The sequence below is a fragment of the Nocardia sp. SYP-A9097 genome (assembly GCF_009649815.1).
Lineage (GTDB): Bacteria > Actinomycetota > Actinomycetes > Mycobacteriales > Mycobacteriaceae > Nocardia.
This window is the reverse complement of record NZ_WJIC01000004.1, coordinates 236217-257766: the sequence shown is the minus strand read 5'-3', so window position 1 is coordinate 257766 and position 21550 is coordinate 236217. Positions and strand designations below refer to the sequence as shown.

Genomic DNA, 21550 nt, shown 5'->3' with positions numbered 1-21550 from the left:
TATCATCAGCCCGTGAGTTTCGAGTCCGGCCGGTCGACGGCGTATAACCGCAGCGATGCCGCGGTATTGCGTGGTGGGTCGGCCGGTTCGCTGTCCGGGGCGCTGGCGGTGGCCGCGCACGGCTGGACCTCCGGGGCCGCGCCATTGGAATCGGGTGCGCTGACATTGCTGGTTGCCGCCTCGGCGGCGGTGGGTGCGCTGGTGGCCGGGGTCGGTGCGCTGCGCACCACCTGGTTCGGGCTCGTGGTCGCGCTGATCGGCGGGCAGTTGCTCGGGCACTTCAGCATGATGTGGGGATCGCCGGGGAGCAGCGGGCAGCACCATCATCAGCATGCGTCGATGTGGAGTCCGGCCATGCTGGCCGCGCACGTCACCGCCGCCTGTGTGACCGCGGTGCTGATTCTCGGCGCGGAGGCCGCCTATCGGGTTGCCGGTACGGTGCTGGCTTGGGCGCTGCCGGTACCTATTTCGCTGCCGGTGCTCACCGGACCGCCGCAACTGCCGATCGCGCATCGCGATCGGGTCGTGCTGCGTGTGCTCGCGGCCGATGCCTTCCGGACCCGCGGTCCACCTGCTCTCGTTCGAGTCTGAATTCTCCTTTCCTCGAACATCAGAAAGACCGCTCGTGACTATCACAGAGAGCGGTGCCGTCGATACGGCACCGCCTATTTCGCCTACCCCGAAATCGGAATCTCCCCCATCCGGGGAATCGACAAAACGCGGTGCGGGCAATGCCTTTCAGGCATTGATGCTGCGACTGCATTTCTATGCCGGCGTATTCGTCGCGCCATTCATTCTCATCGCGGCCGTGACCGGTGCGCTCTATGCGATGTCGCCCACGCTGGAGTCCATTACCGATCGTGGTCTGCTGCACACCGATTCGACCGGACCGGTCAAGCCGCTGTCCGAACAGGTCGCCGCGGGCACCATGGCGGAGCCGAACCTGTCGTTGGTCGCGGTCGCACCGGCGCAGAACGCCGGTGACACCACCCGGATCATCTTCGGGGATCCGACGCTCGGCGCGTCCGAACGGCGGGCTGTATTCATCGATCCGGTCACCGCGAAGCCGTTGGGCGACAGTGTCGTCTACGGCAGTTCGGGTGCGCTGCCGACGCGCACCTGGATCGACACGTTGCACAAGGATCTGCACCTGGGCGACTTCGGCCGCTACTACAGCGAGATCGCCGCGTCCTGGCTGTGGCTGATCGCGCTGGCCGGGCTGGTGCTGTGGTTCCGCCGGGTGCGGGCGCGCCGCGAGAAGCGGTCGGCGGGCTGGCTGCTGCGGCCGGATCGTTCGCGGCCTCGGGCTCGCACGCTGAATTGGCATGCGGTCGTGGGTGTCTGGATTCTGCCGGTACTGCTGCTGTTGTCGGCGACCGGTATGACCTGGTCCAAGTACGCCGGTGAGAATGTCACCAAACTGCGCCAGGAACTGAGCTGGACCACACCCGCGGTGACGGCCAAGCTGCCCGGATCGACCGGTCCGGCCAAGCCCGCCGGCGGCGAGCACGACGGCCACGGCACCAGCGCGCCGAGCGCCGCACCCGCCGCGAACAAGGCCGCACTGGTCGACACCGTGTATGCGGTGGCACGCGCCAACGGCCTGGAAGGACCGCTGGAGATCAGTGTTCCGGCCAAGGACGGCACCGCGTTCGTTGCCAAGGAGCTGCGCCGTCCCGGCGTGCTGACGCTGGATTCCATCGCGGTGAACGGCAGTACCGGCGTGGTCACCGATACCCTGCGGTACTCGGATTGGCCGCTGGCCGCGAAGCTTACCAACTGGGGCATCCAATTCCATATGGGGATGATGTTCGGGCTGCTGAATCAGCTGCTGCTGCTTGCCATCATGATCGGCCTGCTCACCGTTGTGGTGCGCGGCTACCTCATGTGGTGGCGACGGCGGCCGACCAAGGAGGCGGGCATGGTGGCGCTGGGCAGAGCTCCACGACGCGGCGCGCTCCGGCAGACGCCGATCACCGTGCTGGTTCCGTTCCTCGCGGTCGCCGCGGTGGTCGGCTGGTTCGCGCCGATGATCGGCATTCCACTGCTCGGATTCCTGCTGCTGGATGTGCTGTCGGGCTTGGTATCCCGCCGCCGCGCCACCGCCTGATACCCGAATACCGCTGCGCGGCACGGCCATCGGGCCGTGCCGCAGGTACCCCATGTCTACACGCCCTCTCGGCGGTCGGGATCGGCATTCTTCGTGCAGCACCTGACCTGCACTGACACAAGGACTTTCATCTCATGAAGCTCAACACGTTCATCGCCTCCACCGTTATCGCTTCGAGCGCGCTCGGCATCTGCGCCGGGAACGCACAGGCCGAGGCGCAGGACACCGCGATCGACTACACCGCGACGACCGGTGAAACGAACACCATCATCCGCACCGACGCGGGTTCGATGGTCGTCGAGAACGGTGTGTTCAAGGTGAAGGCCGCCAATGGCGTCACCGTCGCGGGCACCGAATTGTCCTTCCGCGTAGACGAATTCGTCTTCCCCATCGCCGCGGAGATCAACGATCACGTCGCGACTCTGACGCCACAGCTCGACCTGGCACACGCCGCATATCAGCCGGTGGCACTCCCCTTCGAGCAGTCGGCGCCGTGGAAGTCCGAATACGAACGCGAGCAGGCCGCCTGGAGCCGCATGACCAGCACGCTCAGCATGGGCGCATCGGTCGGCACCCTGGTCGGCGGCCTCGGCGGAGCGGCCCTGGGTTGCGTCGTCGGTGGCATCACCATGGCCACCGCGACTGCGCCGCTGGCCACCATGTTCGGCGCCGGCCCGCTCGCCGGATGCCTCATGGGCGCCGCCGCGGTCGGCTTCCTCGGCACCATCGCCGGCCAGGTCTTCGTTACAGCTCCGGTCGCGATTCTCGCTGCGGCGCAGTACTTCACGACCATCAACCAGCCGTTCAACGCACCGGCGAAGTAAACCGGCAGGCATTTGAAACAGGTCCGAAGCGGGCGATCGCTATGATCGTCCGCTTCGGCGGTATTCCTCAGGGATTAAAGGTATTTCATGTCGGTCTGGTCCTGAATGATCTTTCCGGCGATACGGAGGTCACCTCGCGAGTCGAGTATCGCGATGATCTTCTTGACATTGCCGATGTAGGTGGTGAAGAAGATTTTGTCGGCCTCCTGGGACGTGCTGTAGTTGGTGTTCACCGAGAATTCGATGCTCACCGGGGAGCTGATCAGCACATCTTTCTTCGGGGTATTGGGGTAAACCTGGTTGTCCCGCAACCGGACTCGGCCATGGGTGTCCCCTTCGTTCCAGTCGCTGGCCAGGCCAAGATCTACATCCGGCATGATGAATCCTTTCGTCCTCGAGAACCTGATTCCTCGAGCTGAAACGGCGAACGCCGATTCTTCGCATCGAATCAGCCGAACCCCCCTGCGGGTCGGCCGAATTTCGTTGCGCCGCAATGAAGTTTACGCTGTACGGGGTGACGCACAGCGCCGTCGATGTGACATGCAGTGCCGCCTATCCGAACAGTTGCCAATGAATCGACCAGGGCACAAAAGCGAGACCGGTCAGTATTAGTAGCGTGAGCTGAATCCGTTGCCCACCAACAACTTGCGATCTATTTCGCCACCAGAAGACCGCCAGTCCGACAATCGCGATCAGCACTGCCACGGCGGACGCCTTCCAGATCAGCCACGGTAGTGGCTGGCCGAATATGACTGTGCCCAAGGATATTTGCGTACCGGTCGCAAGTACCCAGATCACATAACCGACAGTCCCGAGCACGGTCACCAGCCCCAGCGCGGACAGGGCGCGGACGGACCGGCGGATCGGCCGGGGCAATCCGGAGGGGTCGCGCCGCAACAGCATTCGCGCGACAGCGGACAGCAGGGGCAGCGCAAAGCCGAGCAATAGTGCTGCGAGAGCGGCATATTCGTAGCCTGGACGACCGATCGGCTGCACGCTCGCCACAGCAGGGTGCGGCGGCTGCGCGGCACTGGAGGGCGGCGGCTGACCGGCGGCGACCAGGTGGATCCAGGCGGTGATCACATCGGCGTAGCCGGGCACGAACTCACCGAGCGGCCTGCCTTCGAAAATGTCACCACCGACCTTGTCGAACCCATCGGTACTGCGATGCCCATTGTGACCCGCCCCCGGAACGAAACCCGTAGTGACAGAGGTGTTTCCAGCCCGTCCCAGCTCCCGCTGAAACACATCGGCACTCTCGGCCGCGGGCACCTTCACATCATGTTCGCCCCACAGCGCGAGCACCGGCACCCGGACCTGGTCCAGCATCGGCACCGGATCGAAATCCGCCTCGGGAAAGACGCCGGTTCCGCCGATGACCTGCGTCCCCGGCCCCGCCACCGCATCGGGCAGCGAGCCCGAAACCCCCTGATGCGCCAGCTGATTACGCAAATACCAGGTCTGTGTACGCAGCGGTGTACGACCGGACCCACCAATCGTCACCACATACGCGATATCCCGAGACCGAGCAGCAGCGAGCGGCGCGACCCACCCACCTTCACTGAACCCCCACAACCCGACAGCCGAGGAATCCACATCGGCCCGCTGCCGCAACACGGTCACCGCGGCAATAGCGTCGTCCGCGAGCACCGAGAAATCCCGATGCCTGGTGGAGTAACCCACCGTACGTTTGTCATAAACCAGGGTGATGATCCCCGCCGCCGCGAAAGCCCTTGCCTCCGCGAGATATTCATCCCGCGGCCCCGGCCCCGACCCATGCACCAGCACAATCCCCGGATGCCTCCGGGAATCGGCAGGCCCATAAACCGTCCCGTGCAGCGTCACCCCATGACTCTCGAACGACACCTCCGACAGCCCCGTATCCGTCTGCGCCGGTTGCGCATTCGCCACCGACGCACCCGCACCCACACCCCCGGCCGCCACCCCGAGGATCAGTACCCAGCCCGCAAGCCCACGCCGAAATCTGCCCATACCCGCAAGCTATCGGCCGATCCCTCAACCGCCATCACCCTGCGGTACTACAGCGGAACTATTCGATGTCGTCGTCGGCGGCGGCGAGTTGGGGGACGGGGCGGAGGCGGACCCAGGCGAAGAAGATGAGGCCTACTACGGTCATTCCTATTCCGGCCCATAGGTTTACGTTGATGCCGCCGGTTTTGGCGCGTTGGAAATCGGTATTGTAGGCGAGGCTTACGACTATGAGGATTACGCCGTAGCAGGCGAGGAGACCGCCGACTATGGTGCGGATGTCGAACAGCATTTGGGGCCTTTCCTATCCGACGAAAATGTTGAGGAGGATGACCATGACGAATGCGATGCCGGCCAGCAGGTTGGGGCGCTGGTACCAGGGCAGGGTGGCGGCGTCCGCGTCGGTGCGCATGGCCTTGGGGGTTTCGGAGTAGACCAGGCCGACCAGTTCGGCGGCCGGTTTGGGTTGCGACATATGGGTGACGATCACGCTGATGACGATGTCGACCACGAAGGCGATGCCCGCGGCCACGAAACTCGTTCCCTGACCGGATAATTCGAAGACGTGGGCCTTGCTCAGCAGGAAGACGAAGATGGCGGCGGCGGTGCCGCACACCAGGCCCACCCAGCCCGCGGCGGGTGTCATGCGCTTCCAGAACATGCCCAGGATGAAGGTCGCGAACAGGGGCGCGTTGAAGAAGCTGAAGAGGGTCTGCAGGTAGTCCATCATGTTGGAGAAGTTGCCCGCGATGAACGCGGTGCCAACCGCGCCGAGCGTCGCGCCCACGGTGGCGAGGCGGCCCACCGAGAGGTAGTAGTGGTCGGGGCGGTCGCGCTTGACGTACTGCTGCCACAGGTCGTAACTGAAAACCGTATTGAAGGCAGACACATTCGCGGCCATCCCCGCCATGAACGCCGCCAGCAACCCGGCCAGCCCGATGCCGAGCAGGCCGTTGGGCAGCACATCCTTCATCAGATACAGCAGCGCCTGGTTGTAGGTGACATCGCCTTTGTAATCCGGGTCGGCCGCCACCCGGGATTTGAAGTCGGCGATCTGCGGCACCAGAACCGCGCTGATCATGCCCGGAATGACAACGATGAAGGGGATGAACATCTTCGGATACGCGCCGATGATCGGGGTGCGCTGCGCCGCCGAAATGGAGTGCGTGGCCAGAGCCCGCTGCACCTCGACGAAGTTGGTGGTCCAGTAGCCGAATGAGAGTACGAAGCCCAGACCGAAGATGATCCCGATGACCGAGGCGATGTTGTCGGTGAACCCGGTGAGCCCATTTCCGGGCCAGGCCTGCAACTGCTCCGCCCCACCGGAACCCTCGATCACCTTGTCGCGCAGCCCATCCCAGCCGCCGACCTTGTGCAGGCCGACAATGGTGAGTGGTAGCAGCGCCGCCACAATGACGAAGAACTGCAGCACTTCGTTGTAGATCGCCGCCGACAACCCGCCCAGGGTGATGTACGAGAGCACGATCGCCGCGGCCGCCAGCACCGATACCCAGAGCGGCCAGCCCAGCAGCACATTCACAATGCTGCCGAGCAGGTACAGGTTCACCCCGGCGATGAGCACCTGGGCGATGGCGAAGCTGAGCGCGTTCACCAGGTGCGCGCCGGGACCGAAACGGCGCAGCATGAATTCGGGCACGCTGCGCACCTTGGAGCCGTAATAGAACGGCATCATGACAATGCCCAGGAAGAGCATGGCCGGGACCGCGCCGATCCAGAAGTAGTGCATGGTCGGTATGCCGTATTCGGCACCGTTCGCCGACATGCCCATGATCTCGACCGCGCCCAGATTGGCGGAGATGAAGGCCAGTCCGGTCACCCAGGCGGGTAGTGACCGCCCGGACAGGAAGAAGTCGATACTCGTCGAAACCCGCTGCCGCGCCACCCAGCCGATCCCGAGCACGAAGACGAAATAGATCGCGACCATCACGTAGTCGATGGGGTCGGCATCGAGTCGCAGCTGCGCCGACGCCACCGCGGTGACGGCGGGCAGACTGGCGGCGAACGACATACGGCTCTCCTGTCGAGAAGATCACGAGATGACGCGGGCACGACTGTAGCGCGCAATACTAGCGGGGTGTTCGCTGGCGCCCGGTAGGCGCGACCCGACAGTTATGCGTTTTCGCTAATCACCAGTTCCAGTGCGGTACTTCGCGCAGCGGATGGAGTTGCTCGTCGGTTTCCGCATGCGAGTTCTGCTGTGCGACCTGCGCACCGAACTCGATATGCTCGCGCACCGCCGCGCGGAATTTCTCATCCTCGGGCATGCCCGCCTCGTCCAGGGACTCCAGATACACCTCGACGAAGCGCTGCCGCTGTGCATCGGTGATCTTCAGGCCGCGATGCTGGTCGATGAGGTGGGCGAATCCCAGTTCGCGGCTGAAACGTCCTGGGCCACCGAAGGATTCGGCGGTGAACCAGGTCAGATGGTCGACATGGGTGGGTCTGCGTTCCGGGAAGACCGCACTCAGCACGGGATCCGCCAGTGCCTTGTCGTAGAAGATCTGTTCCAGGCGGTGCAGGGCCTCGTCGCCGCCGGCGAATTCGTACAGACTCTCCATAGCTCGCTCGTTCCTGGTGTGCGAGTTTTTGCTGTCCGACCTCAGGCTAATCCCGGACCGCCGCGAGCGGGCGCTAATCGATACGGTGCGCCCCCGCCGCCGGGGTCACCTCGAAGCTGCGTGGGGTATCGAATCGCCTGCGCGCGAATGCATCTCGCACCGTGAATACCACGTTCGCGGCCCGTTCGGTATCGACCAGTGCGATGACACTGCCGCCGAACCCGCCGCCGACCATGCGCGCTCCGTAGGCCCCGGCCACCAGTGCGGCGGCGGCCGCGGTGTCCAGCCGCGGCGCGGAGACCTCGAAATCATCACGTAGTGAGGCGTGCCCGGCGGTCAGCACCGGGCCGATCTCGCGCGGATCACCACCGCGGCGCAATCTTTCGGCAACTGTCAATACCCGGGAATTCTCGGACACCACATGCCGGGCGCGGCGGCGCAACACCGGATCGGCGAGCCGCTCCACCTCGCTCGCGGTCGCATCGCGCAGGAAGGGCACGCCGAGTTCATCGGCGGCAGTGGCACATTCGGCACGGCGCTGGGCGTACTTCCCGTCCACCAGCCGATGCGGACTGCCGGTGTCGAAGACCAGCAGGCTCAGTCCGAAACGCTGCAGATCGAAGGGGATCTGCTCGTGTGTCCGGGCGCGCACATCCAGGAAGAGCAGATGTCCGGCGGTGCAGAGCATGGCCGCGGATTGATCCAGAATGCCGGTGGGCACACCCACGTAGACGTTCTCCGCGGTGCGCGCGATATCGATGATCTCGGCGGCGGAGACGCTGGGCGCGAACAGATCCCGCAGTGCGATGGCCACCGCGCAGGACAGCGCCGCCGAGGAGGACAGGCCCGCGCCGATGGGCACATCGCCGTCCAATTCGAGTTCGGCACCGCGCACCTCGTGGCCGCGGCGCTCGAATTCACGAATCACGCCGAGCGGGTAGTGCGCCCAGGTGGGCAGCTCGGACCAGCCCGCGGCGGCCAGCGCGCTCATGGCGATCTCGACCTCATCGCAGGGCGCCTGCGCCGACCGCAGCCGCACCACCCCGTCCGGGCGCACGGCCGCGGTACAGGTCATGCCCATCGGCAGCGCCATGGGCAGGACCAGGCCGTCGTTGTAATCGGTGTGTTCACCGATGAGATTGACCCGCCCGGGGGCACGCCAGCGTCCGGCCTTGGATATCGCGGCGGGTTCGGCCACCTCAGCTCCTGTCCCGGGAGTCGCGCAGGAAGTCGGGTTCGATCAGCAGGGAGCATAGCGAGTCATGCGCATCGCGAACCTGCGGGTTCATCGGACTCCCGTACACGATGCGACATTTCGTGCCATGATCGACTCGGTTGCCCAGATCTCGATGGCAGCGCCTCTCCCCCGTGGATACTGCCGCCTTCGGCTGGGACCTATGCTCGTACAGCAACACTCGGTTCGTGATCGCCGTGTTCGGGGCCAGTGGATCCGGTCGTGATCCGCGGTGACACAGGCGATTACAGACCGATCAGCACGGTCACATGCACTGAGGACGGAGCGGACGAGGGGGGCTGGTGGGAACAGACGAACAACCGACCGGTCGGCCTGGTCGCCGGTTACGAGTCTGCTGGCGTTCACTGCTGTTCGGTTGTGGGGTACTGATTCTGGCGTTGCCCCTGGTGGTCGACAACCGCCAAATGGCACTGGTCACGCTGTACATATCGGTCGGCATCGCGCTGGTGATGATCGGCGCCGGCGTACACCGCTTCCGGCCACGCTTCCCGCTGCCCTGGTATCTGCTCTCGGCCTCGGCCGTGCAGTTCACCATCGGCACCACGCTGCGCGAGGTCACCGACTGGCACCGGCATCCCTTCGACGATCTGTTCACGCTCAGCGGATACTGCTGTATCGGCGCGGCCGCCGTGCTCTGGCTGCGGCCGCGACAGAACAGCACCGACCACGATCTAATGCTGGATTCCGGACTGATCGGTCTCGGTGCGGCGCTGGTGTCCTGGACATTTCTGATCTCGCCGATCCTGCATCGCGCGACCGGATTCAATCTCACCACCATCACCGCGGTCACCTATCCGGTGGTGGACGCGCTGCTGCTCACCGTGGTAGCGCATTCGCTGGTCACCTCCGCGCGCTCGGAAACCTCACTGCGCCTGGTGTATCTGGCCATGCTGGTCATTCTGGCGGGCGATCTGGGCTACAACCTGGAGACGGCCGGATCGGCCGATCTGGGCCGCCAGATCCTGCTCATGCCACTGCAATTGGCATACACGCTGATCGGCGCGGCGGCACTGCACCCGACCATGGTGGTGCTCGGCGGGCCGCGCGATATCCACGCGCACCGGTCCCGGCAGCGCGCCAGCATTATCGCCATTGTGATGATCGTGGCGGCACTGGTGCCCGTGGTGGGCTCCACGCTGGATCTCATAGACCGCGTGGTGGTTTCGTCCTTGTTCGCCCTCCTACTCGGCGGCGTGCTGCTACGCAGCGAACGCGCCATCGAACGCAGCGCCCGTAGCGAACGGCGCGCGCAGTACCAGGCGGACCACGATATGCTCACCGGCCTCCTGAACCGCGCCGCCCTGCTACGGGCGCTGCATCGTAATCGGGACCGGTGGGGTGATCAGCCGCTCGCATTGCTCTTCATCGACCTCGACGGCTTCAAACGGGTCAATGACAATTGGGGGCATGCGGTCGGTGATGAGCTGATCGCCAATGCGGCAGCACGCATTCGGCGCATTATTCGCCGCGATGACGCCGCCGCGCGTTATGGCGGTGACGAATTCGTGGTGCTCGCCCCGCTGGGTCGGCAGCCGGCGCTGTTGCTGGCCGAACGACTATTGGCCACACTCGGTGAACCATTCGAACTCAGCGCCGCCGAGGTGCGGATCGCGGCCAGTATCGGAATCGCCTGCAGTGGCCCGCGTGGGGCCGATACCACGGTGTATGAGCTTCTGCGCGAAGCGGATTCGGCTATGTACCATGCCAAGGAATATTCGCTGGGGTACGTTTTCCATGCCGATCTCAGGCATGGCCACCCGGATTCCGGTCCGCTTACGTGGCACCGGGAGTCCGCAGTCTGACAGCGTGATGGGATTCCGGCCGGGCAATGTTCCCAATGCTCCGGATCCGGAATCCCCTGTGGCGGAACGCTAACCGGCCAGCTCGTTGAGGAGTCGGCGGGCGTTCTCCAGTTCGGCCTGTAGCTGCTCGACCTTGGCACGCTGTGTCAGTCGCACCGCCTCGAGCACACCGTCGACCACCTCGGCGACCTCGGGATGCAGAATCTTGGCGGCCTGTGAGACGGCGGAGCCGGGTACGGACAGACCCTTGATGGTGCGCTTCTTGCCATTTACGACGTCCATGGTCCATTCGCCGTCGGCGGTGCCGCTGAGCGTCACCACGACCTCGGGATCCTTGGGCTTCTTGGCGGCGGCGGCATTACGCGCGGGGCGCGCGGCCGACGCACCCGCGGCAGGTTTGGCGGCGGCCTTGGCGGCCTCCGACGGCGCCGCCGGCGCGGTGGAATCGGTAGCTGGTTGTGCCGGATCAGGTTTCGGGGCAGGCGGCGTGCTTGGAGCGGTCGGCGGAGTTGCGGCAATGGTCGCGGGCGACGGCATCGTCACGGTGGAGTCCTTCCTGGTTGCCGTTTTCTGTTTCGCACCGGCGGCGGGCTGCTGCCGGGCCGGTTTGGTCAGGGTCACCTCGGTGGGGCCGAACGAAAGCACATCTTTGGAACCGGTCGGCTTGACCTGCAGGAAATCACCCTCGGACGGATCACCGAGTGAGATCACCTTGCCGGAACGACCTTCCGGTACTCCGACCGCTGCCGCCGTGAACCACACACTCGGCGGACGGCCGGCATCGATCTGCTCGGCAATCTGCCGAATCTCGGTCTCCGACAAGGGCTGTGGCTTGGTGCTACGGGACGACATGGGACTCTCCGGGCGGACGGTTGGACATCAGCGTGCACAGAGCATGCCCCATGGCACCGACAAATCCACATCCGGAGAATTCGCACCGCCACCGACGCACTGGTCAGTGAACTTCTGGCAATTCCGACTCGTGCGGCCCACCGAGCATGGCCGGCGGTCCGATCGTAGGCGCACAGCACCCGACACGCGCAACTTTCCGAGCCCGGCACCGCGGCATATGTGCGGCACGACACTGTTTCACAGTGCGGCGCGGTTTCCGGTGCGGCTCAGAGCTGTTCGACGCCGCGCAGTACGCAGCGCACACTCTGCGGCCGGGTGACCGGATCGAGCAGCGTCTCGGTGGTGAAGTCCTGGGTCGCGCCCGGCGCCACGGTGACCTCGGTACTGGTGCGCTCCAGCACGGTGGATTCCGCCGTCAGGAAACTGATCACCACGAGGTACCGATGCTCCACCTGATCCCGATTGCTCACCACCGCGGTGGCCTGCCAGCCCGCCGGGGTGCCACCGCAACCGGTGACGAACGCACTGCGCTGCATCTCCGCGGTGCTGTGTGTCAATTCGGACTTGTCGGAGCCCTCGACTCCCGCCGTCGGCGTGCCCGCCCGGGCACAACCTGCCAGCACAGCCGCGCATCCACCAAGAACACCGACGAGCCTCAGGTAGGGGGCGATCATGAATCTCCCTTTCCACCGCGCACTTCCGTGCAAAAGTCCCAGCCACCCCCGCAACGCCGTTGCCGCTAGTTAGCCGCGCGCAAGATTACCGCAGCTGACCCGCGTGTCGTTCCATGATGTCAGGCGTGTCGTCTTCGGTTCCGGTCCGTTGATAGCGACGGGCCAGTACCGAACACACAATGAGCTGGAACCGGTGATAGATGATCACCGGAATGATCACCACACCCGCCGGCGGTCCGCTGAAGAGGATCGCCGACAACGGGAGGCCGATGGTGAGACTCTTCTGCGCACCGCAGAACACCATGACCATACGGTCGGCGCGCTCGAAACGCAGTGCCCGCGAAAGCAGCTGGGTCATGGTTAATTGGGGCCGGTCGGTGGCCCAACAGCGCGATCCGGACGCCGCCGCCACACAGGTCCGCGTGGCCGGTGCCGCCGGAGTGCTTGCGGCGGTGACCTTCTCGGGCTGCGCTCCGGTGGATACGCTGTACGGCCGCGCTTGGGACGACACGCACGTGCCACCGAGCCCGGTCTGTCCGGGATCGCTGCTGACTCCCGACCGGATCGCCGCCACCCTGCGCGCCATCGGGCCAGGCCCCGTACTGCGGGGGCTCGAGGTGTCCGCACCCCGCGGGGCCGATGTCCGCACCCGGCTGGCCATGGTGGCTCGATCGCTCGCGGTGCTGCGCTCAGCTGCTCGCGCCCAGCACCTCGAGCACCCGGCGGGCCTGGTAGTCCGCGCCCAGTTGATTCGGGTGGAAGGGCACCGCCAGGCCGACCGGGTTGCCGGAGAACGGGACCAGTCCTTCGACCCAGCGGGTACCGACCGGCTGGCACGCGTCGTGGCCCGAGCTACCGGTGTAGGTGTCCACGAAGTCGACGCGGGTCCGGGCCGCGACCCGGGCGATCATGCTGTGCAGTTCGAAGAGCTTGCTGCCCAACCACATCGCGTCGGGATCGGAGATGGGGATGGCGGGGAAGCAGCCGCCGGTGCGGCTGACGCCCTCGAAATAGTCGAGCAGCATGATGCGGGCGTGTGGGGCGCGCTCACGAATACCGGCGATGGTGGCGGTCACGCGTGGTTCGGCGCGCGCGATGTTCTCCGACATCTGATCCAGGCCGTTGACGACCAGCTTGTCCAGACACGGGGTCGCGGTCGGATCGGCGGTGACGCAGGTGCTCACGGTGGCGGCCAATTCGGCGTCATTGCCGCCGATCTCGAGGGTGACCAGGTCGGTGGTGGCGGTCAGGCTGTCGAACTGCGGCGGGTTGGTGCCGATCGGGGTGGACTGCGGGGCGGTCATATTCGCGGTGACCGCGCCGCCGCAGGTGGCGTCCCGGAAGACCGGCGCGGACAGCGCCGACGCGATCTGCTTGGCGTAGTTGTGTGCGCTCTGCACACAATTCACAGGTGCGAAGGCGGTGGTGACCTGGCTCAGTGTGGCATCGGCTGCCCATGAATCACCCAGCGCCACATACTCGTTGACCGTGGGGGCGGCCTGCGCTGTCCCCACCGGGAGCGCCGCCGCGATGGCGGCGATCGTCACGAAGGCATGTGTGATCTTCAAGTGGCTCTCCTGTGAACCTTCACCTCGACGGTGAACTGGACTGGCGTTCAGAACCTAGCAGCGCCGGTCGGCTACAACCAGCCCGCGTCGGTGGCCAGGCGCACCGCGTCGATCCGATTGCGGGCCTGCAGTTTGGTGACCGCGGCCGCCAGGTAGTTCCGCACCCTGCCGTAGGAAAGGTGCAGGCGACCGGCGATCTCCTTGGGGTCGGCGCCCGCCGCGCAGTGCCGCAGCACCTCGATCTCGCGTTCGGTCAGCGGATTGCCCGGACCGCGCAGGGTGGCCGAGGCCAGACCCGAATCGAGCACCTGCCCGCCCGCCGCCACCGTGCGGACCGCCGCCAGCAACTCGGTTCGCGGACTGTGTTTGAGCACAAATCCGCCGACGCCGATCTGCATGGCGCGGCGCAGATTGCCGGGATTGGCGAGCGCGGTGAGGATCAATATCCGGCATGACGGAAAGCGTTCGCGCAGTTCGGCGGCGGCGGCCAGCCCGTCCTTGCCCGGTAGGTCGATATCGACGATGGCGAGGTCGGCCCGCTCGGCAATGGCGGTGGCCGCGATGGCCACACCGTCGTCCAGGGTGGCCACCACCTCGATATCGTCCCGAGCGAACTCGCTCCTAACAGTATTCGAAACCACGGAAGTGTGTTCCTAGGCCGCGATTGACTTCGCCGGTGGCGAAGCAGCGGTACTGCGACCGCGTGGGGTGGGACGCTCCCGCAACCGGGTCGGGTCGTACCGCCACCGGGCGGCGAATTCCCGATCCAACTGCGCAAGTACCCGATCCCTGGACCACGACAGCCAGCCACCCTGAACCCCGGAACGTCCGAGGATATTGCGGGCGGCGTTGATGTCGGCCAGGAGCTTCTTGCCGCAGAACCGGCACCGAAACCGCTTCTGCGAGGTCCGGTTCCGCGCATCGACATAGATACATCCGGAGCAGGCGCGGGAGGTGTGCGCGGGATTGGTCTCGGTCACGGTGATCCCAGCGGTTTCAGTCAGCGATGCCAGTTTCGCAGTGACCGCCACCCGACCCGCTCGCGACACGATCCGGTGCAACCGCTTACTCAATCCGCCGCAACGGAAATCGAGCTTCTCGACCACGATTTCCCGAATGTCTTGTGCGGCGAGTTGGTTCAGCAGGCGACCGACCTCGTTACGCACGTATGCGCGGATACGCGCGGTGAAAGCCCGAAACCTTTTCGACTCCGACGGTTTGATGCCTTGCGCTGCAGTGCGGCCGCCAACGCGATCACCTCACCATCACGTTCAGCCAACCAGCTGTACAGGTGCCGCCCGAGGATCTGGCCGGTGCTGGTAGTGAACATACTCACCACACCCCAATCCAGACCGGTCGAAGCACCGGTCTCGCGAACCTGAGCCGCCGCTGATTTCTTCACCAACGCAAACGACACCGCGCCGTTCTCGGTCACAGTGACTTGGCAGAAATTGCGAACCAGTCCGGGGCGGTCGCGAAATAGTCGTAGCCGTGCAACGGGATTCTTACCGGACAGCCTGGGGCGAGGGTCGAGACACGGACCCAATAGTCGGCATGAGCGCTGGTGGCGACCTCGACCGTCGCGATCGGGCCGTCCATCGCCATCGTCCGTACCCGGCTCAGGTTCGGAAACGGGTGAGTCCACAACCATCTCCCGATCAACTCCCGACACAGGCGCAATGCCTCGGGCTCGGCCTCGACGCCGGATTTCGCGTCGAGGATCAGCCGCTCACACCACCACCCTTGACGAAGGTTGATGCGGTACAACACAACCCGAAGATCACCGTCGATGTCTAGACCGCGAATCAGGTCCCGCACCCCGACCACTGCGGCGGCCCGCCAGCCTTCCAGAGCCGCGTTGGCCTGGTTAACTACCGATTTCCATTGCCGCGCCGACAAATACGACGGCAACCCCTTCGCGACCGGACCGCCTAACCAGCCTAGGGTCAGCTCCCCTGCCCGCAACCGCCGCACCTGCAGGTGCTGGATATGTACCAGGCCTCGCTGCCACCACGGCAGCACATCGGCCACGGCCGCGAGCTTGCTCGAGTTCGCCGTTGCCGGAAGCTGGTACGTGCGCATCATGCTGCGCTCCACCTCCGCTCGCGTCATCGTCGATAGTTTGCATGCTTCCCGCAGCGCACTCACAACCGGTGAGCTCACCCAGAGGCGACCATCGACAGAACACTAACTCGGCAATCGAAAACACGTTCGATATCGGTCGAGTGTGCCCGGAATCGCCCGAATCAGCATGGAACGCGGTGTGCCGCACCGAAAGCAATAATCACTACCACCGACAGCCACCACCAACCACAGCACCGCGACCCGTGTCGAAATCAGCTGTCGGCAGCGAAACAACAAGTTGCACCTGGTGATTCGCAATGATGGCGTCCCGGCGGATCGCATTCCCGGCCAGGGATTGCGCAATATGCGCGCCCGTGTGGTCGATGCGGGCGGCTCCTTCGACGCACAGGTGGTGGAGCACGAATTCCGGCTCACGGCAGCGGTTCCCATCACCGAGTATGCAAAATGCACGGCTCCCGCCGTGGAAAGCGCATCCGCTATCGATGGCTCGCGCACTACCTCGGAGTCCGGCCCGATGTGAGGCTATTCGTTGTCACCAGGACAGCGAAGCCCGTCGAGAGGACCCATCCGCCTATGCCGGTTGTCCGGATCCATATCTACCGCGTCGAGCCCGAGCAGATGTGCGAACTACTACGCCAGCGCGCCGTACTAATCGACGAAATACGCAGCACCACAGCCGGTTTGACGGAGACCCGACTCGCCCGCCTGGAAGGCGGCAGCTACGCCGACACCTGGCGATGGGAGTCCGCCGAGCAGATGCTGGCCGCCTTCGGCAGCTCCCGCGGCTGGCCGCTACGGGGCGACACCACCGCCCTCACCGCGGAGATCATCGCACACACCGGCGAAATCATCGACGAGCGCTAACCCACCAGACTTCGAAAACAAGGACACCACAATGCATATCGCCTACATCATCGTCACCATCGCAGCCGCAGCCTGGGTCGGCTACAGCGCCTACTCCCTCCTCACCCGCGCAACCTTCGTCACCGACCCCCTGGTCCAATATGGCGTCCCCGAATCCTGGTGGACCATGCTCGGCCTCCTGAAAGCCGCAGGCGCACTGGGCATGATCGCCGGCATCTTCTTCCTCCCCCTCGGCATAGCCGCCTCCACCGGCGTAATCCTCTACTTCCTTGGCGCAGTAATCACCAACATCCGCGCCAAGTCCTACAAAACCGTCCCCTTCCCCCTGCTCTACCTGATCCCCACCGCAGTAGCCATCGGTCTGGGAATCGCAGCAGCCTGAGCCGCTTCCCCCGAAACCCCCGGAGCCTCCGGGGGTTTCACGCATCTTCCGCTAGAACTCACCGCTCATGATCCCGGCCAGGAATGCGTCCCAAGCACCCTGTGGGAAGACGAGCGCGGGTCCACTCGGATTCTTGGAGTCGCGAACGCCAACCCGGCCGGACTCGAGATGAGCGACTTCGACGCATTCTCCCTGCGCCTGGCTGTAGGTGCTCTTGAACCACGTCACGCCGCATAGTTCGTTACCCACGGTCGTACTCCTTCGCTACTCGAGTCACCAGGATCTGACTGGCCCCGGCGTCGAGACTTGCTTGCTTCATCCTGTGGTAGGCCCGATCGTACAAGCTCACGTCATCGGGCTTTCTGAGGTAGATCCCGCCGACCACGTTCTCCAAGAAGATGGTGCGAGGTTCAATCGGATTCCCCTCCGCAGTCCTTCCGAAGTCGAGAATTACGAACGGCGGCATGCTGACTCCGCCGGGGAAACCTGCTTCGAACGGCAGGACTTGCAGAGTGATATTGGGATGAAGAGCGGTCATTTCGGTGAGGTGCCGCAGCTGCGCTGCCATGATGTCGGCGCCGCCAACTCGGTGGTGCAACGCGGCCTGGCTGATGACCACATCCATCATCACCGGCTTCGGACGGGTGAGGATCGCCTTGCGATGTGTCTTCACCTCCACGATTCGTTCCAACTTCTCAGGCCCCGCGTCCGGCAGGGACTCCTGCGCGAGAGCTAGGACGTAACTTGGTGTTTGAAGAAGGCCGGGGATCAGGTTCGGCTGGTGTGAGTAGATGGATTCGGCAGCGGTTTCCTGAGCCACGTACACATCGAAATCCTCAGGGATGTCGCCCCCATACGCGTGCCACCACCAATCCTTCTGTGCGGCTTGCATTGCCAGCCCGACAGCGCCGTCGATGAGATCCTCGGGAACACCGTAAAGTTCGCAGATCGCTCTGACATCACGGGGATTCGGCTTCGCCTTCATCCCCTTCTCCAGACGATGCAGGGCGGTCTGACTCATCCCGGGCAGCTTTCCCGCCGCCTTCTCCAAGCTGTAGCCCGCATCGTCACGCCAGTCCCGTAGGCGTCGGCCAAGTTGATGAAGGGGCAACGTCTGACCCACACTCGGCATCGTACTTTCCTTCCATTTCGGAAGAGCATTTCCTTCCATTCCGGAACGATGCTCGCATACAAAACGGGAGGTCTCCTGGGGTTTCGGAAGATCCGATCCGGATCTTCCGATTCAGAAGGGCTCCAGGCCATTCGGGGTGCACGCTCGGAATCTCAATCGCATCGACTTGGGAGGTTGTGATGACAACCGGGGATATTCCAGCCAAGCTGTTCCTCCACGACGTAGACCCTGGCGATATGGACGCTGCCACAGCGGATATCGCACGCGAGCTGCATCGAGACTGCGTCCGCCCGGACTGCAGAACGAAAGAGCGTCTACACCTGATGGCGGTGGCCGCAGTGATGCCCCGAGCCCGTCATGCCACCGCCTGACTCCGCGCCGAGGCCGCAGGCTGTCACGCGGCGCCGGAATACCACCGGGCGGACGTTCATTATATCAACGATGGTGCGGGACAGTGGATTCACGTGTCTATGGGATGGCGGAGAGGTGTGGCCGTACCTCGCCGAGTTGTCGGCTCCGGGCTCCGCGAACGCCGGGGTCGAATGGTGTGGGCCGGGTGCATATCGGGAGCGGCCCGATTTTCCCCGCGGCGTAGTGCGTTTCACCGCACAGGCCCGGCCTGAGGATGTGCTCGGCGATCCTCAGGTTGCCGGGTTCGAGGCGTTGCTGAGAGAGGTAGCGGCGGCGATGCAGGTCGATCCGCTGTCGCTTCCGTTCGCGAACTACGTCGACGAGCCACCGCATCCGTAGGCAGCCACATCCAATCACCGTACGCGGCACCGGAATCGACGCGGCCGCGTTCTCAGCCCACCATCACATCGTCCGCATGGTCGGCGGCCCCGCAGATCATGCCAGCGGAGTAAATCGGGACCTTGTTGCTCACCAACACCGCACCGACCAAGCACCGATGGCGGAGACATCTCGAAGTTCGCCACCGCTTTTACCCGGCCGATGTCGTTTCACTTGCGCGAGAAGGGAGTTCACGCGGCCTGAGCAGTCACAAACCCCACCATGACGGCAAATACGCTGCCTTACCTATGATCTTTGACCGCTCAGGCCAGTTTCGCCAGCGGCCCACACGATATTCGGCCGAAGCGTGCGTCCAGCCAGCGTCGGATACCGCACGGCCCGTTGATCTTCCGAGGTGCCCACTGGCGGGTTTGGTCAGCGCGGGATGCGGCAATGTAGTGCGTTTGCGGATGGTCGGGTGCGGTCACTCGGTTGAAGCGAAGCGATAGACACGGGACTCGCGCGCCCGGAATTCCAGGCGCTCGTACAGGCGATTGGCCGCCGTCCTGGATGCTCGCGAGGTCAGATCCAACGTGCGCGCGCCGGCGGCCGTGGCTCGGGTCTTGGCTTCCTCGATCAGCGTCGCCGCGATGCCCTGGCCACGAGCCGCCTCGTCGACCACCACGTCTTCAACCCGTGCTCGAAGGCCCGACGGGATGGGGAACATCACCAAGCTCAATGTCCCGACGATCTTTCCACTGCTACGCGCGAGCAGGACGGTAGTGGATTCCGTAGAGGCCAACTGCGCCAAAGCTTCTCGATCCAATCGCTGGGCGGTTTGCGACAACTGCGGCAGCAGCCGCTCGAAAGCCTCCACGATCTCGTCGTCGACCTCAGTCAGAATCTCCACGGTGACAGCCACCTCGGCACTGTACTTGCTCGCCCAGGACGACCGCCCTCTTCGAGTCGCGCACTATGCGGCAGGAGCGGACATTCAGTCGTCTGTGAACAGGCGGGCGCGTGCGGCTGTCAGTGTCAGCGCCGCGGCCGTGTCGGCGGCGTTGTCGTCGACCGGCTCGCCGGTGATCAGGACGCGGAAATAGATCGGTGCCACAAGCGTTTTGATCATCTCTGCGGGATTCGTGCCGTCGGGAATCTCTCCGCGGGCGATCGCGCGCGTCACGACCGGCAGAGTGTGGCGAATCCGGTCGCGGAAGACGTGCCGAGCGGACAGCGGTGGCGCCGGCAGGCCCGCGGCGGTGGAAACCATTACTGCCAGCACCGCTCTGCCTGAGGCGCTGTTGACCCACGCGACGAGGCTGCGCGCGAGTGCGCGCAGGTCTTCGCCGACCGAACCGGTGTCGGGGACGGGGATTTCGGTGGCGATGCTGTCGGCCAGCGCCTCGGCGATCAGGGTCTCGCGATCAGGCCATCGCCGGTAGACGGTGGTTTTGTGCACTCCGGTGCGCTGGGCGACGTTTTCGATCGTGAACGCGGCGTAGCCCCGTTCGCTCAGCTCGTCGATGGTCGCGGCGAGTACGGCGGTACGGACCTTGGGCCCACGACCCAAGGGCGCAGACGGACTCATTGCAACTCCTAGTTGCGATATCGGCGACGGGTGGGCATGCTGACAATATCGCAACTCGGTGTTGCGATAGGAGTGGAGTGTCGATGCTGTCGAAATTCGTTCGGGGAGCAGCGTTGTTGTTCCCTGGATTGCTCGCCGGTGCGTTCGGGTACGGCGCGGTGAACGTGCTGTACGCGTTTCGTGAAGTGCCCCTTGATGTTCGGTTCACCTTCCACATCGCGCTGATGCGGGTCAACGGGCCGGTTATGCAGTCACTGATGGGTCTGGCGGTGCTGAGCACACTGCTGTTCGCGATGCTATCGCCGCGTCGACAACGCTGGGTCGCCGCGAGCGCCGCGGTGCTGGTGATCGCCTCGTTCGTGGTGACCCGCTGGGGGAACGTGCCGATCAATCAGCAGATCAAGCGCTGGCGGGCAGACGCGTTGCCCGCTGATTACACCGACATCCTGCGCCGCTGGGAATTGTTCCATTTCACCCGAACCGGTTGCGCCCTGATCGCATTCGCCCTGGTGATCACCGCTGCCATCGGTTCCACAACCGCCGACAGCCACCGAACGAGTGCCCGCGTCCCCGCTTCCCCGGCTCCGGGGCGCCGATGACTCGCGCACGGGCCATGCCGGTCACCGGACGAACCCTGGGAATCATCGCCGACGGCGCAGTCAAAGTGCTGCTCGCGGGCGCGTACACCCTCGGAGCCCGACGACTGGGTCATCAGCTCGGGGTAGAGCCCTGGCTGTTGATCGCCTGCGGGCTCTCACTTTTCCTCGGCGGCGGCTTCGAACTCGGATACCTCCGCAGCCGACCGGTGAGCACCTACCTGCGCCTGATGGTGGCCTACGACACCGGCTGGATCGCGGTGACGGCGGCAGCCCTGCTGCTCGCAGAACAAGCCAACCCCGCGGCCGGCGAGCTGTGGATCGGCTACCAGACGGCCGCACCCCTCGCCTTCGCCGCACTGCTGACCTGGATCAAGCCGGGCCACCCGACGCACCGATAGCCGTCCACAACTCCCCAACAATGCACGATATTCGGCAGTAGCGTGCGTTCGGCCAGGGCCAGATGACCGGGGCCCGTTGATCTTCCGCAGCGGCGCTCTGGCCATTCCGAACAGCGCGGT

28 protein-coding genes and 1 pseudogene are annotated in these 21550 nt (G+C 64.8%); 11 read left to right on the top strand and 18 right to left on the bottom strand.

The genetic code is table 11. The features are described from left to right. Positions 1-12: 12 nt before the first annotated feature. From GFY24_RS11270 to GFY24_RS11260, 3 genes are all read left to right on the top strand, one after another. Positions 13-591, top strand: coding sequence for a hypothetical protein (locus tag GFY24_RS11270; RefSeq protein ID WP_309230725.1), 579 nt, complete (start codon positions 13-15; stop codon positions 589-591). A gap of 157 nt (positions 592-748) precedes the next feature. Beyond that, the gene (locus tag GFY24_RS11265; protein WP_228566231.1) at positions 749-2110 is read left to right on the top strand and encodes a PepSY-associated TM helix domain-containing protein; all 1362 of its coding nucleotides are present in this window, start codon (positions 749-751) and stop codon (positions 2108-2110) included. A 134-nt stretch (positions 2111-2244) separates the two neighbouring features. Beyond that, positions 2245-2934 (top strand): hypothetical protein, encoded by a 690-nt coding sequence (locus GFY24_RS11260; protein WP_153804948.1) that lies wholly within the window; start codon positions 2245-2247, stop codon positions 2932-2934. 74 nt (positions 2935-3008) lie between these two features. Here GFY24_RS11260 and GFY24_RS11255 read toward each other — a convergent pair whose 3' ends face one another. From GFY24_RS11255 to galK, 6 genes are all read right to left on the bottom strand, one after another. Next, entirely contained in the window at positions 3009-3311 is a 303-nt protein-coding gene (locus GFY24_RS11255) for a DUF6342 family protein (RefSeq protein ID WP_153804947.1), read from the bottom strand. 175 nt (positions 3312-3486) lie between these two features. Continuing rightward, on the bottom strand, positions 3487-4926 hold the full coding sequence (locus tag GFY24_RS11250) for a S9 family peptidase (protein ID WP_153804946.1): 1440 nt from the start codon (positions 4924-4926) through the stop codon (positions 3487-3489). A 58-nt stretch (positions 4927-4984) separates the two neighbouring features. Next, positions 4985-5215, bottom strand: a complete 231-nt coding sequence (locus GFY24_RS11245) for a hypothetical protein (RefSeq protein WP_153804945.1) — start codon at positions 5213-5215, stop codon at positions 4985-4987. 12 nt (positions 5216-5227) lie between these two features. Next, positions 5228-6952 (bottom strand): sodium:solute symporter family protein, encoded by a 1725-nt coding sequence (locus GFY24_RS11240; RefSeq protein ID WP_153804944.1) that lies wholly within the window; start codon positions 6950-6952, stop codon positions 5228-5230. 118 nt (positions 6953-7070) lie between these two features. Beyond that, positions 7071-7502 carry a group II truncated hemoglobin gene (locus GFY24_RS11235; protein ID WP_153804943.1) on the bottom strand — a complete coding sequence of 144 codons (432 nt, stop codon included), beginning with the start codon at positions 7500-7502 and terminating at the stop codon, positions 7071-7073. Between the two features lie 73 nt (positions 7503-7575). Next, entirely contained in the window at positions 7576-8700 is a 1125-nt protein-coding gene (gene galK, locus GFY24_RS11230; protein WP_309230723.1) for a galactokinase, read from the bottom strand. Positions 8701-9038: 338 nt separating this feature from the next. Here galK and GFY24_RS11225 point away from each other — a divergent pair, with 338 nt between their 5' ends. Next, positions 9039-10559, top strand: coding sequence for a GGDEF domain-containing protein (locus GFY24_RS11225; RefSeq protein ID WP_309230722.1), 1521 nt, complete (start codon positions 9039-9041; stop codon positions 10557-10559). A 69-nt stretch (positions 10560-10628) separates the two neighbouring features. On the opposite strand, the gene GFY24_RS11220 is transcribed toward GFY24_RS11225, so the two are convergent. The 3 genes from GFY24_RS11220 to GFY24_RS43645 all read right to left on the bottom strand — a co-directional run bounded on the left by GFY24_RS11220 (position 10629) and on the right by GFY24_RS43645 (position 12443). Continuing rightward, the gene (locus GFY24_RS11220) at positions 10629-11411 is read right to left on the bottom strand and encodes a DUF6319 family protein (RefSeq protein ID WP_153804942.1); all 783 of its coding nucleotides are present in this window, start codon (positions 11409-11411) and stop codon (positions 10629-10631) included. A gap of 266 nt (positions 11412-11677) precedes the next feature. After that, positions 11678-12085, bottom strand: coding sequence for a hypothetical protein (locus GFY24_RS11215; protein ID WP_153804941.1), 408 nt, complete (start codon positions 12083-12085; stop codon positions 11678-11680). A gap of 85 nt (positions 12086-12170) precedes the next feature. After that, complete coding sequence (locus tag GFY24_RS43645; protein WP_228566230.1) at positions 12171-12443, bottom strand: bile acid:sodium symporter; 273 nt, start codon at positions 12441-12443, stop codon at positions 12171-12173. On the opposite strand from GFY24_RS43645, the pseudogene GFY24_RS43640 reads away from it, so the two are divergent. Further along, positions 12355-12687 (top strand): annotated as a pseudogene (locus GFY24_RS43640) (DUF4862 family protein); the annotation flags it as partial. The gene GFY24_RS43645 and the pseudogene GFY24_RS43640 sit on opposite strands and share 89 nt — an antisense overlap. An 87-nt stretch (positions 12688-12774) precedes the next feature. On the opposite strand, the gene GFY24_RS41070 reads toward GFY24_RS43640, so the two are convergent. The 5 genes from GFY24_RS41070 to GFY24_RS11190 form a co-directional block, all read right to left on the bottom strand. After that, the gene (locus GFY24_RS41070; RefSeq protein WP_194852824.1) at positions 12775-13653 is read right to left on the bottom strand and encodes an SGNH/GDSL hydrolase family protein; all 879 of its coding nucleotides are present in this window, start codon (positions 13651-13653) and stop codon (positions 12775-12777) included. A 71-nt stretch (positions 13654-13724) separates the two neighbouring features. Further along, on the bottom strand, positions 13725-14294 hold the full coding sequence (locus GFY24_RS43305; protein WP_309230720.1) for a response regulator transcription factor: 570 nt from the start codon (positions 14292-14294) through the stop codon (positions 13725-13727). A gap of 12 nt (positions 14295-14306) precedes the next feature. After that, positions 14307-14819 (bottom strand): zinc ribbon domain-containing protein, encoded by a 513-nt coding sequence (locus GFY24_RS11200; RefSeq protein ID WP_153804939.1) that lies wholly within the window; start codon positions 14817-14819, stop codon positions 14307-14309. Then, positions 14792-15088 carry a hypothetical protein gene (locus GFY24_RS11195; RefSeq protein WP_153804938.1) on the bottom strand — a complete coding sequence of 99 codons (297 nt, stop codon included), beginning with the start codon at positions 15086-15088 and terminating at the stop codon, positions 14792-14794. The genes GFY24_RS11200 and GFY24_RS11195 overlap by 28 nt, the downstream gene beginning before the upstream one ends. Next, the gene (locus GFY24_RS11190; RefSeq protein ID WP_153804937.1) at positions 15085-15801 is read right to left on the bottom strand and encodes a hypothetical protein; all 717 of its coding nucleotides are present in this window, start codon (positions 15799-15801) and stop codon (positions 15085-15087) included. The genes GFY24_RS11195 and GFY24_RS11190 overlap by 4 nt, the downstream gene beginning before the upstream one ends. A gap of 223 nt (positions 15802-16024) precedes the next feature. Between GFY24_RS11190 and GFY24_RS11185 the strand changes: the two genes are divergently transcribed. Genes GFY24_RS11185 through GFY24_RS11175 form a run of 3 tightly spaced genes read left to right on the top strand, consistent with a single transcriptional unit; the run spans position 16025 to position 16984 of the window. After that, entirely contained in the window at positions 16025-16258 is a 234-nt protein-coding gene (locus tag GFY24_RS11185; RefSeq protein ID WP_153804936.1) for a hypothetical protein, read from the top strand. A 53-nt stretch (positions 16259-16311) separates the two neighbouring features. Next, on the top strand, positions 16312-16602 hold the full coding sequence (locus GFY24_RS11180) for a hypothetical protein (RefSeq protein ID WP_153804935.1): 291 nt from the start codon (positions 16312-16314) through the stop codon (positions 16600-16602). A gap of 31 nt (positions 16603-16633) precedes the next feature. After that, a complete protein-coding gene (locus tag GFY24_RS11175) occupies positions 16634-16984 on the top strand; it encodes a DoxX family protein (RefSeq protein WP_153804934.1) in 351 nt (116 codons plus the stop codon). 51 nt (positions 16985-17035) lie between these two features. On the opposite strand, the gene GFY24_RS11170 is transcribed toward GFY24_RS11175, so the two are convergent. After that, a complete protein-coding gene (locus tag GFY24_RS11170; RefSeq protein ID WP_309230719.1) occupies positions 17036-17233 on the bottom strand; it encodes a DUF397 domain-containing protein in 198 nt (65 codons plus the stop codon). After that, complete coding sequence (locus tag GFY24_RS11165; RefSeq protein ID WP_194852823.1) at positions 17226-18107, bottom strand: helix-turn-helix transcriptional regulator; 882 nt, start codon at positions 18105-18107, stop codon at positions 17226-17228. The genes GFY24_RS11170 and GFY24_RS11165 overlap by 8 nt, the downstream gene beginning before the upstream one ends. A gap of 450 nt (positions 18108-18557) precedes the next feature. On the opposite strand from GFY24_RS11165, the gene GFY24_RS11160 reads away from it, so the two are divergent. Beyond that, the gene (locus tag GFY24_RS11160; protein ID WP_153804932.1) at positions 18558-18866 is read left to right on the top strand and encodes a hypothetical protein; all 309 of its coding nucleotides are present in this window, start codon (positions 18558-18560) and stop codon (positions 18864-18866) included. 463 nt (positions 18867-19329) lie between these two features. Here the strand turns inward: GFY24_RS11160 and GFY24_RS11155 are convergent, their stop codons facing one another. Further along, complete coding sequence (locus tag GFY24_RS11155) at positions 19330-19767, bottom strand: GNAT family N-acetyltransferase (RefSeq protein ID WP_309230718.1); 438 nt, start codon at positions 19765-19767, stop codon at positions 19330-19332. 72 nt (positions 19768-19839) lie between these two features. Further along, positions 19840-20433 carry a TetR/AcrR family transcriptional regulator gene (locus GFY24_RS11150; RefSeq protein WP_153804931.1) on the bottom strand — a complete coding sequence of 198 codons (594 nt, stop codon included), beginning with the start codon at positions 20431-20433 and terminating at the stop codon, positions 19840-19842. A gap of 83 nt (positions 20434-20516) precedes the next feature. On the opposite strand from GFY24_RS11150, the gene GFY24_RS11145 reads away from it, so the two are divergent. Both GFY24_RS11145 and GFY24_RS11140 read left to right on the top strand, forming a co-directional pair. Beyond that, a complete protein-coding gene (locus GFY24_RS11145) occupies positions 20517-21032 on the top strand; it encodes a DUF1772 domain-containing protein (protein ID WP_153804930.1) in 516 nt (171 codons plus the stop codon). Then, complete coding sequence (locus tag GFY24_RS11140) at positions 21029-21430, top strand: hypothetical protein (protein ID WP_153804929.1); 402 nt, start codon at positions 21029-21031, stop codon at positions 21428-21430. Before GFY24_RS11145 ends, GFY24_RS11140 begins: the two co-directional genes overlap by 4 nt. The last annotated feature ends 120 nt before the right edge of the window (positions 21431-21550 follow it).